This window comes from Mariniflexile aquimaris (assembly GCF_042676825.1).
In the GTDB taxonomy this organism is placed as follows: domain Bacteria; phylum Bacteroidota; class Bacteroidia; order Flavobacteriales; family Flavobacteriaceae; genus Mariniflexile; species Mariniflexile aquimaris.
This window is the reverse complement of record NZ_JBHTIB010000015.1, coordinates 170,865-186,348: the sequence shown is the minus strand read 5'-3', so window position 1 is coordinate 186,348 and position 15,484 is coordinate 170,865. Positions and strand designations below refer to the sequence as shown.

General features: G+C 33.7%; 17 protein-coding genes. 7 read left to right on the top strand and 10 right to left on the bottom strand.

All coding sequences use genetic code 11. The annotated features are described in order from the left end of the window. Positions 1-59: 59 nt before the first annotated feature. Entirely contained in the window at positions 60-1,697 is a 1,638-nt protein-coding gene (locus ACFQ0I_RS14815) for an ABC-F family ATP-binding cassette domain-containing protein (protein ID WP_379943579.1), read from the bottom strand. 193 nt (positions 1,698-1,890) lie between these two features. Here ACFQ0I_RS14815 and ACFQ0I_RS14810 point away from each other — a divergent pair, with 193 nt between their 5' ends. Further along, complete coding sequence (locus ACFQ0I_RS14810) at positions 1,891-2,337, top strand: KTSC domain-containing protein (protein WP_379943578.1); 447 nt, start codon at positions 1,891-1,893, stop codon at positions 2,335-2,337. Positions 2,338-2,384: 47 nt separating this feature from the next. Here ACFQ0I_RS14810 and ACFQ0I_RS14805 read toward each other — a convergent pair whose 3' ends face one another. The 3 genes from ACFQ0I_RS14805 to ACFQ0I_RS14795 form a co-directional block, all read right to left on the bottom strand. Further along, positions 2,385-2,816 carry a hypothetical protein gene (locus ACFQ0I_RS14805; protein WP_379943577.1) on the bottom strand — a complete coding sequence of 144 codons (432 nt, stop codon included), beginning with the start codon at positions 2,814-2,816 and terminating at the stop codon, positions 2,385-2,387. 59 nt (positions 2,817-2,875) lie between these two features. Continuing rightward, positions 2,876-4,135 (bottom strand): glycosyltransferase family 4 protein, encoded by a 1,260-nt coding sequence (locus ACFQ0I_RS14800; protein ID WP_379943575.1) that lies wholly within the window; start codon positions 4,133-4,135, stop codon positions 2,876-2,878. Positions 4,136-4,240: 105 nt separating this feature from the next. Further along, positions 4,241-4,714, bottom strand: coding sequence for a heme-binding domain-containing protein (locus ACFQ0I_RS14795; RefSeq protein ID WP_379943573.1), 474 nt, complete (start codon positions 4,712-4,714; stop codon positions 4,241-4,243). A 39-nt stretch (positions 4,715-4,753) separates the two neighbouring features. On the opposite strand from ACFQ0I_RS14795, the gene ACFQ0I_RS14790 reads away from it, so the two are divergent. From ACFQ0I_RS14790 to ACFQ0I_RS14780, 3 genes are all read left to right on the top strand, one after another. Continuing rightward, positions 4,754-5,326 (top strand): adenylosuccinate lyase, encoded by a 573-nt coding sequence (locus tag ACFQ0I_RS14790; protein WP_379943572.1) that lies wholly within the window; start codon positions 4,754-4,756, stop codon positions 5,324-5,326. A 214-nt stretch (positions 5,327-5,540) separates the two neighbouring features. Then, the gene (gene purB / locus ACFQ0I_RS14785; protein WP_379943570.1) at positions 5,541-6,884 is read left to right on the top strand and encodes an adenylosuccinate lyase; all 1,344 of its coding nucleotides are present in this window, start codon (positions 5,541-5,543) and stop codon (positions 6,882-6,884) included. An 8-nt stretch (positions 6,885-6,892) separates the two neighbouring features. After that, positions 6,893-7,081, top strand: coding sequence for a hypothetical protein (locus tag ACFQ0I_RS14780; protein ID WP_379943568.1), 189 nt, complete (start codon positions 6,893-6,895; stop codon positions 7,079-7,081). Positions 7,082-7,132: 51 nt separating this feature from the next. Here the strand turns inward: ACFQ0I_RS14780 and ACFQ0I_RS14775 are convergent, their stop codons facing one another. The 4 genes from ACFQ0I_RS14775 to ACFQ0I_RS14760 are packed head-to-tail and all read right to left on the bottom strand — an operon-like array spanning position 7,133 to position 9,277. Beyond that, complete coding sequence (locus ACFQ0I_RS14775; protein WP_379943566.1) at positions 7,133-7,675, bottom strand: DUF4252 domain-containing protein; 543 nt, start codon at positions 7,673-7,675, stop codon at positions 7,133-7,135. A 10-nt stretch (positions 7,676-7,685) separates the two neighbouring features. Continuing rightward, positions 7,686-8,246 (bottom strand): DUF4252 domain-containing protein, encoded by a 561-nt coding sequence (locus tag ACFQ0I_RS14770; RefSeq protein WP_379943564.1) that lies wholly within the window; start codon positions 8,244-8,246, stop codon positions 7,686-7,688. A 49-nt stretch (positions 8,247-8,295) separates the two neighbouring features. Next, positions 8,296-8,781 (bottom strand): hypothetical protein, encoded by a 486-nt coding sequence (locus ACFQ0I_RS14765; RefSeq protein ID WP_379943562.1) that lies wholly within the window; start codon positions 8,779-8,781, stop codon positions 8,296-8,298. After that, positions 8,768-9,277, bottom strand: a complete 510-nt coding sequence (locus ACFQ0I_RS14760) for an RNA polymerase sigma factor (RefSeq protein ID WP_379943560.1) — start codon at positions 9,275-9,277, stop codon at positions 8,768-8,770. The genes ACFQ0I_RS14765 and ACFQ0I_RS14760 overlap by 14 nt, the downstream gene beginning before the upstream one ends. A gap of 137 nt (positions 9,278-9,414) precedes the next feature. Between ACFQ0I_RS14760 and ACFQ0I_RS14755 the strand changes: the two genes are divergently transcribed. From ACFQ0I_RS14755 to ACFQ0I_RS14745, 3 genes are read left to right on the top strand one after another with little or no spacing between them, the layout of a single operon-like run. Continuing rightward, positions 9,415-10,917, top strand: a complete 1,503-nt coding sequence (locus tag ACFQ0I_RS14755; protein WP_379943558.1) for a S41 family peptidase — start codon at positions 9,415-9,417, stop codon at positions 10,915-10,917. A gap of 25 nt (positions 10,918-10,942) precedes the next feature. After that, positions 10,943-12,418, top strand: coding sequence for a S41 family peptidase (locus tag ACFQ0I_RS14750; protein ID WP_379943556.1), 1,476 nt, complete (start codon positions 10,943-10,945; stop codon positions 12,416-12,418). Next, positions 12,405-13,121 (top strand): Dph6-related ATP pyrophosphatase, encoded by a 717-nt coding sequence (locus tag ACFQ0I_RS14745; protein WP_379943555.1) that lies wholly within the window; start codon positions 12,405-12,407, stop codon positions 13,119-13,121. The genes ACFQ0I_RS14750 and ACFQ0I_RS14745 overlap by 14 nt, the downstream gene beginning before the upstream one ends. Positions 13,122-13,286: 165 nt before the next feature. On the opposite strand, the gene ACFQ0I_RS14740 is transcribed toward ACFQ0I_RS14745, so the two are convergent. Further along, complete coding sequence (locus ACFQ0I_RS14740) at positions 13,287-14,255, bottom strand: T9SS type A sorting domain-containing protein (protein WP_379943554.1); 969 nt, start codon at positions 14,253-14,255, stop codon at positions 13,287-13,289. A 163-nt stretch (positions 14,256-14,418) separates the two neighbouring features. After that, positions 14,419-15,480: a YncE family protein gene (locus tag ACFQ0I_RS14735; protein WP_379943552.1), complete on the bottom strand. Its 1,062-nt coding sequence runs from the start codon at positions 15,478-15,480 to the stop codon at positions 14,419-14,421. Between the last annotated feature and the right edge of the window lie 4 nt (positions 15,481-15,484).

Here is a 15,484-nt window from a genome sequence, read left to right as displayed (position 1 = left end):
TTTTTATTAAAATTATATAAATATTTTAATTATTCTAAGATTATTTAAGTGTCGAGAAACTATTTTTTTAGATCAATTTGTTTTAAGTTTTCTATTCTATTCCTAACTAAGAAATCGTCGATAGATTCGAAATGTTCAATCACGCGTTGGTCTTTAAATTCGAATACTTTTTGAGATAAGCCTTGCAGAAAATCGCGGTCGTGCGACACTAAAATTAAAGTGCCATCAAAATTCTTTAAAGCTTCTTTTAATACGTCTTTCGATTTTAAATCTAAGTGATTGGTTGGCTCATCGAGAATTAATAAATTAACCGGTTCTAATAAAAGTTTTACCATTGCCAAACGCGTTTTTTCACCGCCTGAAAGCACACTGACTTTCTTATCAATATCGTCGCCTTTAAACATAAAACCACCTAAGATCGTTTTAATTTGGGTGCGGATATCACCTTCCGCCACCTCATCAACCGTTTGAAAAATGGTTAGGTTTTCATCTAGCAAAGAAGCTTGGTTTTGCGCAAAATAACCCACTTTTACATTATGTCCTAAGGCACATTTTCCTTCAAAATCAATTTCACCCATAATCGCTTTAATCATGGTAGATTTACCTTCACCATTTCTACCCACAAACGACACTTTTTCGCCTCTTGAAATAGACATATTGGCATTTTTAAAAACGACATGATTGTCGTACGATTTAGATAAATCTTTAACAGTCACCGGATAATCGCCCGAACGTGGTGCCGGAGGAAAACGCAATTTTAAAGCAGAAGTATCTACTTCATCAATCTCAATAATTTCTAATTTCTCAAGCATACGTTCTCTAGAACTTACCTGGTTGGTTTTAGAATAAGTGCCTTTAAAACGCTCAATAAAGGCCATATTATCGGCAATAAATTTTTGCTGTTCTTGGTATGCTTTTATCTGGTGCGACCGTCGATCTTCACGTAATTGCAAATAATGAGAATAATTCGCTTTATAATCGTAAATCCGTCCCATGGTAACCTCTATGGTTCGATTGGTAATGTTATCAATAAAAGCTTTATCGTGCGAAATTACCATAACAGCATTCGCTTTATTAATTAAAAAGTCTTCTAACCAAATAACCGATTCGATATCAATATGGTTAGTAGGCTCATCGAGTAAAATTAAATCGGGTTTTTGTAACAAGATTTTTGCCAACTCAATTCGCATGCGGTAGCCACCACTAAATTCGCTGGTTAAACGTGTAAAATCCTCGCGTTTAAAACCTAAACCACCTAAGGCTTTTTCTACCTCGGCATCGTAATTTACATCTTCTAACGCATAATATTTTTCACCTAAATCGGATACCTTTTCAATGACGCTCATGTATTCATCAGACTCATAATCGGTTCTCGTTTCCAATTCTTTATTTAAACGCGCCATTTCATCGCGCATAACAAAAACGTGATTGAAAGCCTTAGAAGCTTCTTCAAAAACAGTACAATTATCTTCAGTTAATAAATGCTGCGGTAAATAAGCAATAACGGCATCTTTTGGATAGCGCACTTGTCCTCGAGATGCTTTTTGAGCCCCCGCTATAATCTTCATCATAGTAGATTTTCCCGCTCCATTTTTGCCCATAAGCGCTATTTTGTCGTTTTCATTTATAGTGAAAGAAACGTCGCTAAATAAGGCAGTTCCACCAAATTCTACCGCTAAATTATCAATTGAAATCATAGTAAATTTTTATCCCGAAAGTTTTCGGGAGCAAATCTATAAAAAGAAGTTAGATTTTAGCTGTTAGAATTAAGATTTTAGACCTCTCTAAAATAATGTTCTTTCTAAACTTACTATCTTTTGTCTTTTATCTGATATCAAGTATCTTAAAAAAGAGTATCTTCGCGCCTCATTTCAAAAAAAAATCCATAAGATGAAACGTATTAACGAATACAAAAAATTGTTTAGTGTTGAAAACGAGATTGACCTAAAACAATTAAAAACCACTTACAGAAATTTAGTAAAAGAGTGGCATCCTGATAAGTTTCAAACAGGAGATGAAAAAGCCATAGAGGCGGAATTAATGAGTAGAAAAATAATTGATGGCTATCATTTTTTGGTGAGTATAGCCCCCGAAACTAAAGCTGCTAATTTACATGAATATAATGAAACCATTAATAGCCCGATTTTAGATTGGCAACATAAAGGTTTGGTTTTAGAAATGACATTTTTAGATGGCAACACTTATGAATTCTTCGGTGTGAATAAAGCCTTATATATTAAGCTTTGTCAATCTGATAAATTAACCCGTTTTGCTAAACGAAACATTTTTAATAGTTATACTTACAGAAAAATAAAAAAGAGTGAAGTAGCGGTTTAACCAGCTACTTCACCCTTTATAACTTTTAGTTCTTCAAATTTAAATAATCACAAACACTTAAGATCTTCTTCTAATGTTTGCATTTTATTTGTGGCTGTATTTTCGGTAATTTCTTCGCAATATACATTATTAACAAAAGCTCCAGTTTCAAATACCAACTGAACATAGGTTATTACGCCAGGCTTTACATCAACTTCGAATTTTTCTGCCTTTTCTTTAGATTTTTTTCCTCCAAACTGCACTGAACATGTATGTTTCCCGATTTTGACATCATGAAAAGAATATTTTTTATTGTTTAGTTTACAAACAAATTCATCATCAATAAATGTTTTAAATGCAGCCGCAGATCCTGCAAATCCTGTTGAGCGAATAAAACATATTTTTCCCATTTCTTGGGTTTCCGCTTCAGATTCTTGAGCATTTAAATTTAATGCAAATCCAAAGCAAACTAAAGTGAATAATACTAATGCTTTTTTCATTGTTATAAAATTTTGATTATAGTTGATATGTAAAAGTATTCTTTTTCCTGATAATTAAATTAATTTTCAATTTTATTCGTGTTTTTTGCTTCAATCCACTTACTCATAAACTTGGTGCTTTGCAGCGTGTGATGCATGAGCATCTGTCCGGTGAAATTGTTTTGGCGTTTTTTGTTGAGTTGTTGAATTGTTTCTTCAATAATAGACGCTAATTTTTGTTGAAAATGATTGCTATTGAAACGCTCATTTACAACTTGAAAACCGTTTTGCTGTTTTTCAATCCAAAGGATTTCTTTTTGATATAATTGGACTGCTCTATCTGCAAACGATTCTGGAGTATCTTCAATAAAACCATTGGCATCCAATCCCGAAACTTCGGGGCCGAACATTCCCTCTGCTCCTATTGATGTCGTTATACAAGGCGTTCCATTTTGCATGGCATCTATCAATTTTCCTTTTAAACCGGCTCCAAACCGAATAGGCGCCAAACACACTTTGGCATTTTGCATAACCTCATTAACATCATCAGCGAATCCTTTTATTAAAAAGCCTTCCTTTTTGTTGTGAAGTTGACTAACTTTTTGTGATACATAAGCGCCATAAATATGCAGTTCTGCCTCAGGAAGTTGTTTCTTAATTAATGGCCAAATGGCTTCTTTTAAAAACAAGACCGCATTATAATTAGGTTCGTGCATAAAATTACCAATGGTAATAAAATGTTGCCTTTCGTGAAATTTCGGAAGTAATTCTATGCTTTCTGGAGAATTAGCATCTAACATAAATGGCAAATACACTAGCAAATCGTCGGGGACTTTAAAGTTATTTTTAAGTAGCTCCATCTCTACCTCAGAAATAATTAAACTCAAATCACTTCTATAAATACTCGCTATTTCGCGTTTAGCCACATCGTTAAATAAATAGGTTTTATCAAAGGCTTTTCCATCTTTAAAGGCTTGCTGCCTGCCTTTTCTTAAGCCATGTAAATCTTCGGTATCCAGAATTCGTAACGCATTCGGGCACTGTTCGGCAACACGCCACCCAAATTGTTCTTCCATCATAAATCTATCGAACAGTACAATATTGGGGTTTAGGTCTTTTACAAAACCATCGAAACTAGAATGGTTTAACTCGATAACAACTTGAGAAACACCAATGCTTTCTAGATTATACGCATTATCGCTTTTGGCACACGGACTTGCGAAGGTTATTTGATAATTTTGCGACTGAAAAAACCCAATTAACTGCATCATTCTGCTACCAGCTGCAGAACTTTGGGGTTCTGGCCATACAAAGCCGATAACGAGGAGTTTTTTAACCACTAATGCGCAAATTTTTTAATTAAAATAATGATAATGAGAAACAGATTGCTTTTTAAGTCTTGCTTTCTCTTCCCCTACGGGGAAGGATTAAGATAGGGCTTCCTTTTACTCAGCTTTTGACATTAAAGCGTATTTTACACGTACTAATTTAGCCCAATCTACCACAGATTTTATTTGAGCATCGGTGAGTTTCGCTTCGGTGTGGGTCCAGGTGTAAGATTTTAACGGCATTTCCTTCTCTTCCACCATTTCGATAAGTTCTTCAAATTTATGGTCTTTGCGCTTTACAGAATTACCGACCCAATTAGATACATTAAAATGCTTTTTTCCATCATTTACATGTGCCGCCAACCAATAATTTACAGGCGTAATATTATTGTACCATGGGTATCTTGTAACATCGCTATGGCAATCGTAGCAAGATTCTTTTAAAATAAGTTTCACATCTTCTGGCGGATTGGTTTCAGCCAAAAACGCGTCGATTGAAGCAAACTTCCCTTCATTTTTTTGTGGCCCAAAAATTTGAGCTACTACAAATACAACTAATAAGATTAAAAATATCTTTTTTATTGTTTTCATTATCGATAATTTAGAACATTAAAAATACTAAATAAAAATATGACTTTGGAAGAATTTTATGAGGAATTAAGCCATGTTAGTGCCACACGCAAAAATAGATTGCAATGTGCTGAAATGGTTTTAAAAGACATGAGTTTATTTCCGAAATTAATTGATATTATGTTTCGGGTTGATGACCCAACTTCTAGTCGTGCCGCATGGGTTTTTGAATTTGTTTGTGAAGAATATATTTATGCCATAATTCCGTATTTAGACATTTTTACCAGCAACTTAAAGAGCGTTCATCTCGATTCTTCGGTTAGACCCATGTCGAAGGTTTGTACATTTATTGCCAACACCTATTTCTCTGAACAACCAAATACGCTAAAAAAAATGTTAAAACCTCACCACAAAGAACGTATTATTGAAGCCAGTTTTGACTGGTTAATTAAAGACGAAAAAGTAGCTCCGAAGGCGTATGCTATGGAAACTTTATATTTATTTGGTAAAGAATATAGTTGGATTAACCCAGAATTGGCTCAGATTTTAGAACAGGATTATGCAACGCAAAGTGCTGCCTACAAAGCACGTGCTAAGCACATTCTTAAAAAAATAAAAAAGCAGCTTGGTTAATTTACCTGACATTGCTGATGGGTGCGTTAGGGATTGAAGTGAAAAGCCCGCAGTGACGAAGGAACGAGGACTTGTAACGTAAAGCCCGACCCAAAGGGTAACGCCCAAACAATGGAGCTTAACGGGCGATATGAAAACTTGAAAAATTGTGCTGTGTTGACCTCAATCGCAAATCAATTTCATATCTTTGCCACTTCTTAAAACTAAACAACACATGCAATTATCACCCTTAAATGCCATCTCGCCAATAGATGGACGCTATAGAAATAAAGTAAACGAATTAGCGCCTTTTTTCTCGGAAGAAGCCTTAATAAAATACCGTGTTCTAGTTGAAATAGAGTACTTTATTGCGCTTTGCGAAATTCCGTTACCACAACTTAAAGCGGTAAATTCTTCGGTTTTTGATGATTTAAGAGCGATTTACAAAAATTTTAGTACTGAGGATGCACTGGCCATAAAAAAGATTGAAAGTGTTACTAACCACGATGTTAAGGCAGTTGAATATTTTATAAAAGAGCAATTTGATGTTTTAGGATTATCTGAATTTAAAGAGTTTATCCATTTTGGGTTAACCTCTCAAGATATTAATAATACCGCGATTCCGTTAAGCATTAAAGAAGCTATTAACGATGTTTATGTGCCAGAATACACGGCGGTTTTAAATAAATTGAAAGCTTTATCGAAAGATTGGGCGAGTGTGTCGATGCTAGCAAGAACGCATGGGCAACCGGCGTCTCCTACCCGACTTGGTAAAGAAATAGAAGTTTTTGTGGTTAGATTACAAGAACAATTTAATTTGTTAAATGATATACCAAGTGCAGCTAAATTTGGTGGTGCTACAGGAAATTTTAACGCGCACCATGTTGCCTACCCTACTATTGACTGGAAAGCTTTTGGTGGTAAATTTGTTAAGGAGAAATTAGGGTTACACCATTCGTTTCCTACCACACAGATTGAGCATTACGACCACATGGCGGCGTTGTTCGATACTTTAAAACGCATTAACACCATTATAATAGATTTAAATCGTGATGTTTGGACCTACGTTTCCATGGATTACTTTAAGCAAAAAATTAAAGAAGGTGAAGTTGGAAGTTCTGCGATGCCACATAAAGTAAACCCTATTGATTTTGAAAACAGTGAAGGTAATTTAGGTATTGCGAATGCGGTTTTTGAACATTTATCGGCGAAACTTCCGTTATCTAGATTACAGCGCGATTTAACCGATAGTACGGTTTTACGTAATGTTGGCGTGCCTTTTGGACATACACTTATTGGTTTTAAATCGACTTTAAAAGGATTGGATAAATTATTATTGAACGAATCTAAATTTGCTGAAGATTTAGAAAACAATTGGGCGGTAGTTGCCGAGGCTATTCAAACTATTCTGCGAAGAGAAGGCTATCCAAACCCATATGAAGCTTTAAAAGGATTAACAAGAACCAACGCGAAAATAAATAAAGACTCTATTTCAAATTTTATTGATACTTTAGAAGTGTCTGATACAATAAAAGACGAATTAAAACGTATAAGTCCTAGTAACTATACAGGAATATAAAAAATAATATGCTTAGCAATAATCAGTCTCTCATTCTTTGTGGTATCATGACCGCAGGTATATTTATTGCAGGAATTTTAGAAGTTTTAGATAATTATATTGCTAAAACAATTTTAACCATTGTGTTTTTAGCTATTGTATTAAATTTAATTTATACAAATACTAAATCTAAAAAAGAAGAAAACGACTTAAAATAAAAAAAGGTTTGCTGCAACACAGCAAACCTTTTTTGTAATTTTTAAAGTCTTTTATTTAAAAAAATTCATAACATCTTGAAGTTGCCCTTCGTTTACATTGGCACCCTGTAATACACTTGCCAAAGTTGCCATTTTATCTGGACTCATTTTATGCCCCAATACACGCACAATACCAAAGCCCATTTCTTTAGAGCTTCCAAATACAATTACCTCTTCTGCTTCGGTATCGTCTCCAATGTATTTTACAACAATTTTATTGCCTCTATCGCTAAACTCTAAAAGTTCGTTATACTTTTTTGAGTTTAAAATGGTTTTAACTTTTGCCAATTCTGTCGCTAAGGTATCAGCATTAGATTCGTTGGCTTTAAATCCTAAAAAGTTTAACCTTTCGACCGAATTATAGGCTTCCTTTTGTTCTTTAGACAATTTAGATTCATCAATTTTTAACATGCTAATAGGAATATCCTGCGTTAAAAAATTTTTTGATTCCTGATGATCTACAAAATAGCCTTGTAAACTGGCTTGATCGTTACAGCTAACAACTATAACTATTGTTAAAATTAATAAAATGACATGGCTGAAAGACTTCTTCATAATTGCAAGTTTACTTTTTCTTTTTCTCTAAATGATTCCCTCCGGGTATATTCATTTTACCTGTTAATTTAGAAATCTCATTCAAATTAATATCACCAGTTAACGATACTACTACGGTTTCAAAACGTCGTTGTTCGCCATTAATTTCAACACTTTCTTTCATAACCTTATTGATACCATTCACATAAATTAAAAGTTCTTTAACGTGGTTTGAATCTTTGCCTTCTTTAACATAAAACTTCACAATTGAACCTTCATCTTTTACTTCCATTAATTCTTCTAACGAACCAGAACGCGATTTTACCCATTTTCCAATATCGGCAGAAATAGTTTTGTTATCTGTTACTATGGTTCTAAAACTGGTAATACTTTTTACCATATCCATGTAGGCCTTGGCTTCAGGGTCACCTTCATTAATACCCATATTGGCTATCATTTGAAACATTTTTGGTTTAATGGATACATAGGTAACATCGGAATTGTCGTTATATTTATCAAAAATATCTTGTGCTATTCCAGAAAGTGGCAATAACATCATTGCCATTACGAGTACTATTATTTTCCTTTTCATTTTATTTGTTTTTAATTTATTCATCGTTTGCGTTGTGCTCTATTAATTGTTACTTTTTAAATATTATACTTGTGGCGTTTTCAATTTCATTTAAATAACCTATAGTCTTGGTTCCTTTATTAACTTCACCCAGATAATTTACAGTTGCAACCCCTGTATTTAAATGACCTGAAATCATTGCTAACGATTTAGTGACTTCGTTAAGCGCCTCTTCGGGATTATTATAAGTGCCATACGCGTATTCTTCATAAGCAGAAACAACCGGCGTTTTAAAATAATACCCCAACATGAACACAGCTACCGCCGCTACAGCAATCCATTTATAGTGATTTACCTTTTTAGTTTTTAATGGAAGTGTTTTGGTAAATTGTTCTTGTTGATTTACCGAAAAATAGGCAAACATTGGTTTATACATTTCTAAATGTGGCGCTACAGTTTCTTGCGAAAAATAGTTTTTTAACTGCTGCTCTTCTTTTAGAGTTGTTTCTCCGTTTTCGTATTTTTCAAGTAATTTCTCTATACTATTTAATACCATAATTATGTGTATTAGTTAATTTTTCTCTTATTGTTTTTCTGGCTCTAGATAAGGCTACGCGTACTGCTGTGTTGTTCATATCCAACATTTTTGCAATCTCATCTAATTCGTATTCTTCTATATCTCGTAATTGAATTACTAGTTTTTGTTGTTCTGGCAATCCTTCTATAATGCGTGCAACCCAATTAACACTATCATTCGCTTCAACTTGTTTTTGTAAAGATGTATTAGCATCTTCATAATTATTATGTACAATTTTTAAATTTTGAGCTTGCTTCGATTTTAATTTATCAAAACAAAAATTCTTGGTCATGGTCATTGAAAATGCTTCTACGTTTTTAAGCTCATCCATTTTCTCTTTGTTATTCCATAATTTCAAAAACACTTCTTGTGTGGCGTCTTCGGCTTCTTCAGTCGATACCAACAATCGCTTGGCTAAACGAAACACTTTGTCTTTAAATGGCATGACTATATTTAAAAACTCTGTTTGAGTCATTTTTGGTTGGGTTTGGTGACTAATAGTATTTTAGGCTATTTAATATAACGACGACCTTTAATCTAATTTGTTACATTTTTTTTTCAATTAAATAATAATGTAAGTACATTTACAGTTATTGAATATAAATAAATTACATGAAAACAGAAAAATTGCCCTTAAAACTAATGTTATTATTGTTTATTTCGGTTATAACATTTAATTGTAGTAAAAAAGATGACGATGGCCCTGAAATAATCGAGCCAATTACATTAAACAATGAAGTAAACGATTTTATTTGGCAAGGTCTGAATGAAATTTATTTATGGCAAGAAAACATCCCGAATTTAGCAGATAATAAATTTTCTACTCAAGATGATTATTATACCTTTTTAAATTCTTATGCCACTCCCGACAATTTATTTGATGGATTATTATACCAAAAAGATGTGGTTGATAAATTTAGCTATTTGGTTGATGATTATATAGAATTAGAAAACTCGTTTAGTGGTACCTCTAAAACTAATGGATTAGATTTTGGTTTAGTACTACTATCCGGATCTAGTGATGTTTTAGGTTATGTACGTTATGTAGCGAATAATTCTAACGCTGCCACTAAAGATATTGCCAGAGGCGATTTTTTCCTTACCGTAAATGGCACACAATTAACAGTAAACAATTATTCTGATTTGTTATTTGGGTCTAACGACACCTATACCTTAGGTATGGCAAATCTTGCAAACAGCACAGTTTCACTTAACGGAAAAACGGTACAACTTACTAAATCTGACTTTACAGAAAATCCAATCTTAATAAATAAAGTTATAGACATTCAAGGTAAAAAGGTTGGTTACATTATGTATAATCAATTTATTGCGGACTTTGACAGCGCTTTAAATGATGCTATGGCAAATTTAAAATCCCAAAACATTACCGACTTAGTACTAGATTTAAGATACAACCCAGGCGGAAGAGTAAGTTCTGCCATTATTTTATCGAGTATGATAACTGGGCAATTTAACGGAAAAGTTTTCTCAACCGAAGTTTGGAATAAAAAATACCAAACCTATTTTCAAGCTAACAATCCTGAATACTTAATAAATAGATTTGTTAATACGCTTACCGATGGAACCACACCTATTACATCTCTTAATTTAAGTAAGGTCTATATTTTAACCACCAGTGGTTCTGCTTCGGCCAGCGAACTGGTAATAAATTGTTTGGATCCGTATATCGACGTCGTACAAATAGGAACCAACACAACTGGAAAATATACCGCATCGGTAACACTTTACGATTCTGCAGATTTTGGCAAAACAGGTGCAAATCCTAACCATAAGTATGCCATGCAACCCTTAGTTTTAAAATCGGCCAATTCTAATGGCATATCCGATTATTATAATGGTTTAACACCCGATTATTTGATTACCTACGAAACCTCTTCTGGAAGTGTTCAAAACGGTGAAAATTTAACCAATTTAGGTGTTCTGGGAGATCCAACTGAACCATTTTTGAAAAAAGCTCTAGACCTTATTACAGGTGTTACAACCAAACAAAGCAGCTTAACAGCTAAAAAAGGAATTGATGCTAAAAAAATATCAGACACCAAAGATTTCACACCTTTAGGCAAGGGAATGTATGTTGTAAAACCTTTAAAATAAAACAACTACAGCTTAACAAATTTGCATGAAAACATTAAAAGCCATCATCTTATTGTGTGCCGTTGCGCTCGTATCTACAAGTTGTTTTAAAGATAATGATGACAGCCCAATTACAACGATAGACATTAATGATTTTGTCTGGAAAGGCATGAATTCGTGGTACTTTTGGCAAACAGAAGTTTCTAATTTATCCGATTCCAAAGATGATAATTTTAGTGAATACCAAGCTTTTTTAAATCAATATAGTAATCCTGAAGAATTTTTTAATAGCTTAAGATTTCAATACGGCACAACCGATAGATTTTCCTGGTTTATTGAAGATTATATTCAACAAGAATTAGAATTTCAAGGCGTTACCAAATCGCATGGTATGAAATATCAACCTGTTCAAATAAACAATAACGGTGATATTATTATTTATGTGAGATATGTGGCCGATAATTCGCCCGCTAGTGCTGCTTCCATTAAACGAGGCGATATTATTAACGCCATCAATGGAACCGTTTTAAACACTTCTAATTTCAACACTGTTATAAACAGTCTATTTGAAGATACGGTTACACTTTCATTTGTTTCTGAAAATGCTGGAACGTTAACAGCAACAGAAAGCAAAACCATCACCGCCACGATATTGTCTGAAAACCCTATTTATCTGAAGAAAATTTTCAATAATATTAATAATAAAAAAGTAGGTTATTTAGTTTATAACGCCTTCCGATCCTCTTATAACGACGAGTTAAATGAGGCTTTTTTATCTTTTAAAAATGAAAATATAGATGAATTAATCCTTGATTTAAGATTAAACGGAGGCGGATCGGTAGCGACTTCTGCCTACTTAGCAAGCATGATTTATGCCGATGCGGGTGTTGATAGATTTGCAAATTTGACATTTAACAATAAACATAGCGCCGAAGATGGTTTTTATAATTTTGAAAACACCCTAAATGTGTTTAATACCAATAGTGAGAAAATTGGCGAACAAACAATAAATCGATTAACCACACTCAATAGATTATATGTTTTAACATCCAGCAGTACCGCATCGGCTAGCGAAATGGTAATAAACGGACTTAAACCTTATATGACAAGTATTAAACTCGTAGGCACCACAACCTATGGAAAAAACGTGGGGTCGATTACTTTATACGATTCTCCAAAATCTGATTATCAAAATAAAGCATCTGCAAATCCAAACCATAATTACGCCATGCAACCTATCGTGTTTCAAATATTTAATAAAAATGGCGAAAGTGATTATACCCAAGGATTTTCACCAGATATTGAAGTTAAAGAATACGAGTATTGGAATTCTATTTTGCCTTTTGGCGATGAAAATGAAGTTGTTTTAAAAGCTGCGCTCGATAATATAAAAGGACTCACCGGCAAAGCGACTCCTTCTAAAAAACAACCTGAATTTGCTAAAAAACTAGATTTCACCATTCCAAATCAAAAGTTTGAGACAGAAATGTATATTGAAAAAGATTACTTTGAAAAAGAATAAAACCTACTTTAACTGGAGTTCTGGGAAAGATTCTGCCCTCGCACTCTACCACCTATTAAAAGATGAACGCTTTACGGTTGAAGAATTAATTACTACAATAAACAGTCATTACGACCGTGTGTCGATGCACGGACTTAGAAAAGAACTTTTAATAGCCCAAACCGAAGCAATGCAAATTAAATCTAGCTTTATTGAATTGCCTGAAATGCCAGACATGGCTGTGTACGAACAAAAAATGACCAAAGTGGTTACGAGGTTAAAAAATGATGGCTTTACACACACCGCATTTGGTGATATTTTTTTAGAAGATTTAAAAACCTATCGGGAAAACCAGCTAGCGAAAGTCGGATTAAAAGCCGTCTTCCCTATTTGGAAACGAGATACCACTGAATTAATTCATGAGTTTTTAGATTTAGGTTTTAAAACCATTGTTGTTTGTGCTAATTCTAAATATTTTGGTGAAGACTTTGTTGGAACCGTAATCGATAAAAACTTTATAGACAATTTACCAGAAAGTGTAGATCCCTGTGGAGAAAACGGCGAATTTCACACCTTTTGTTTCGATGGACCCATTTTTAAAAATCCCATTCCATTTACCATTGGAGAAAAAGTATATCGGGAATACGATAGTCCAAAAACAGATAATTCACAAAGTGACAGCGATAAATATGGTGTTTGGTATTGCGATTTATTATTACAATAAAAACGGCTGCCTGAAAAAATCTTAAACACTGTCAATTTGAGGGCCGTCGAAAACATTAATAATTTAATCTTCAATGCATTTCGACTGCGCTCAATGTGACAGAACAATTTATTTATAACTTATTGTTCAACCTGTCAATAATTAAACTTATTTAAAATTACTAGTTTAACGCTTAACTAATTTTTGAATACGCGAACCTTGTGAGTTTGTTAACTTCACAACATAAATTCCTGAAGGTATCTTTTCTATTGAAATTGGCGTTTGCTTCACTTTTAATTCTTGCTTTAAAACCAGACTTCCTGAAACCGAATACACCTCTAGATTGCCTGTTTCTGAAATTTGAAAGGATGTTGTAGCTGGATTTGGATATAATGCGATGGCAAATTTATTTGATACATCCTTTAAACTCAATGTTTTTTGGTTTATAACTCCCACAGCATCTAAATCGAACCCCGATGAAGCAAATGGTGTTGGATAGGGATCGTTTACCATATTGCCGTAACTATCATAAGTAGCGTAAGTTGGGTTAATGGTTCCAACAACATCAATAATTTTTACATGTGTAATGCTATTTTTATCCAATAAAGGATCATCTTCAATATCATCTAAATTAAAAGGTGTACCGTAACTTGCTTTATACTTTCCTGCTAAATTATTAATGTAAGTAGGATCAAGATTTCCAAAGCCTCCAACTTGTGTGGTAGTTTGCGTTTCGCTATGTGCCGGAAATCTAAAAAAGTTTATTCCATCAGAGCTCACTTCAACAAAGGCCAATTCTAGAAAAGTATTACTGAAACTATTTTCAAAAACAGCAAAATCAAACCCCGAACCATTAGCGATTGGGGTGCTAAACGTAAGTGTTGCTGTTCCTCCGTCTCCTAAACTTACTATTTGTCCGTTCGCTTTGTTAATAGCATATTCAGGACTTCCTGCACTTGCCAATACACTTGTGGTTGCCGCTATATCTTGTGGCCCTCTAACAACAGTGATGCCAGTTGCCCAACCTGTAAAAACTTCGGAATCCCTGAAAATAGCTGTGGTGCCTTCAACTCCCACTGCGGGCGCATACGATTGTCCATGCATTAAACTATTTAACAATGCAAATAGGCCTAAAAAAAAGTAATTTTGTTTCATAATGTATCTTAAAATTTGGATGTGGAAATTTAGTCGCACATGGCAACTTTATCTATTTTGTTATGTATTAAGGAATTAACTTAAACTTAAAACCATATGCCTTTGAAAAAATACATTTTCAAAAAACACCATATGGTTTTAAGTAAGTTTAAAGAAAGAAATCTTAATTGAAGTAAATTTTAGCAGCTCCTACTTTTAATGATTTAGTAGTAGTCAACGATTTTGAAGATAAATCGTAAATAAGGAGGTCGCCAGTACCTGCTGTGAAATCTGTTTTTGTACCGTATAACATATTATCATTAACGGCCAATCCATAAAACGAATCGCTAATGATACTTTCTGTTGGTATACTTGTTGCAGAATCAGTCATAGAATAAATTTTACCACCTGCTTGATAATATAATTTCCCATCGCTATAACCCATTAAACTTGGGTAAATACCATTATTAAAAACTAAAGTTGAAACAATTGAATTATTAGCAACATTAATTCTAACTATACTTCCATCTGTATGTCCGGTAGCATTCCAATTAGCATCATACTGAGTAGCACCTTCACATAAAACTACCAATTCTCCTGCTTGATTGAAAAGCATTTCATCTGGAACATCATTAACTGTTATGGTTTGAACTGCATTTGTTGCTGTATCTATAACCGAAACAATATTATTTGTAGACCATCCACCTTTATGAGACACGTACAACTTACCATCTTTAGCTACTATCTGCTCTGGCCCAACGCCAACAGAAATAGAACTTTCTACGGTATTAGTTGATAAATTAATAACAGCAACAACATCATCGGTTGCGCTACCACCATCGCCCCAATCGGTAACATAACCTTTTCCATTAGCAAAGGCCATGTATCGTGGGTTTGTTAAACCAGTATCAATAGTTGCAGTTGATGTAAACGAATAACGGTCTACCACTTCAATTTTTTGAGATACGTTAACCACTATATAAGCTAATTCATCAGTAAAAGCAATACTTTGAGCTGTATCACCTAATAATCTTGAGTTTACATTATAAAAAACAGAATTTTCAACAGTTGCATAATCGTTAGACACAAAAGAAACCGAAGCATTACCTTGGTAAAAGTTTCCTTCATTCAAAATTATTATGCCATTGTCATATTCTCCTTTTATTTCATCTATAGGCGGATCATCGCTGGTACAAGATGTAAAAATAAGACCTATAAATAAGGCTAGTAAAGTAAGTTTGTTCATTTTC

Excerpts from the sequence above, each read along its gene's own strand:
- ACFQ0I_RS14815 (WP_379943579.1), bottom strand. The coding sequence starts at position 1,697 with ATGATTTCAATTGATAATTTAGCGGTAGAATTTGGTGGAACTGCCTTA.
- ACFQ0I_RS14810 (WP_379943578.1), top strand. The coding sequence starts at position 1,891 with ATGAAACGTATTAACGAATACAAAAAATTGTTTAGTGTTGAAAACGAG.
- ACFQ0I_RS14805 (WP_379943577.1), bottom strand. The coding sequence starts at position 2,816 with ATGAAAAAAGCATTAGTATTATTCACTTTAGTTTGCTTTGGATTTGCA.
- ACFQ0I_RS14795 (WP_379943573.1), bottom strand. The coding sequence starts at position 4,714 with ATGAAAACAATAAAAAAGATATTTTTAATCTTATTAGTTGTATTTGTA.
- ACFQ0I_RS14790 (WP_379943572.1), top strand. The coding sequence starts at position 4,754 with ATGACTTTGGAAGAATTTTATGAGGAATTAAGCCATGTTAGTGCCACA.
- purB (WP_379943570.1), top strand. The coding sequence starts at position 5,541 with ATGCAATTATCACCCTTAAATGCCATCTCGCCAATAGATGGACGCTAT.
- ACFQ0I_RS14780 (WP_379943568.1), top strand. The coding sequence starts at position 6,893 with ATGCTTAGCAATAATCAGTCTCTCATTCTTTGTGGTATCATGACCGCA.
- ACFQ0I_RS14775 (WP_379943566.1), bottom strand. The coding sequence starts at position 7,675 with ATGAAGAAGTCTTTCAGCCATGTCATTTTATTAATTTTAACAATAGTT.
- ACFQ0I_RS14770 (WP_379943564.1), bottom strand. The coding sequence starts at position 8,246 with ATGAAAAGGAAAATAATAGTACTCGTAATGGCAATGATGTTATTGCCA.
- ACFQ0I_RS14765 (WP_379943562.1), bottom strand. The coding sequence starts at position 8,781 with ATGGTATTAAATAGTATAGAGAAATTACTTGAAAAATACGAAAACGGA.
- ACFQ0I_RS14760 (WP_379943560.1), bottom strand. The coding sequence starts at position 9,277 with ATGACTCAAACAGAGTTTTTAAATATAGTCATGCCATTTAAAGACAAA.
- ACFQ0I_RS14755 (WP_379943558.1), top strand. The coding sequence starts at position 9,415 with ATGAAAACAGAAAAATTGCCCTTAAAACTAATGTTATTATTGTTTATT.
- ACFQ0I_RS14750 (WP_379943556.1), top strand. The coding sequence starts at position 10,943 with ATGAAAACATTAAAAGCCATCATCTTATTGTGTGCCGTTGCGCTCGTA.
- ACFQ0I_RS14740 (WP_379943554.1), bottom strand. The coding sequence starts at position 14,255 with ATGAAACAAAATTACTTTTTTTTAGGCCTATTTGCATTGTTAAATAGT.
- ACFQ0I_RS14735 (WP_379943552.1), bottom strand. The coding sequence starts at position 15,480 with ATGAACAAACTTACTTTACTAGCCTTATTTATAGGTCTTATTTTTACA.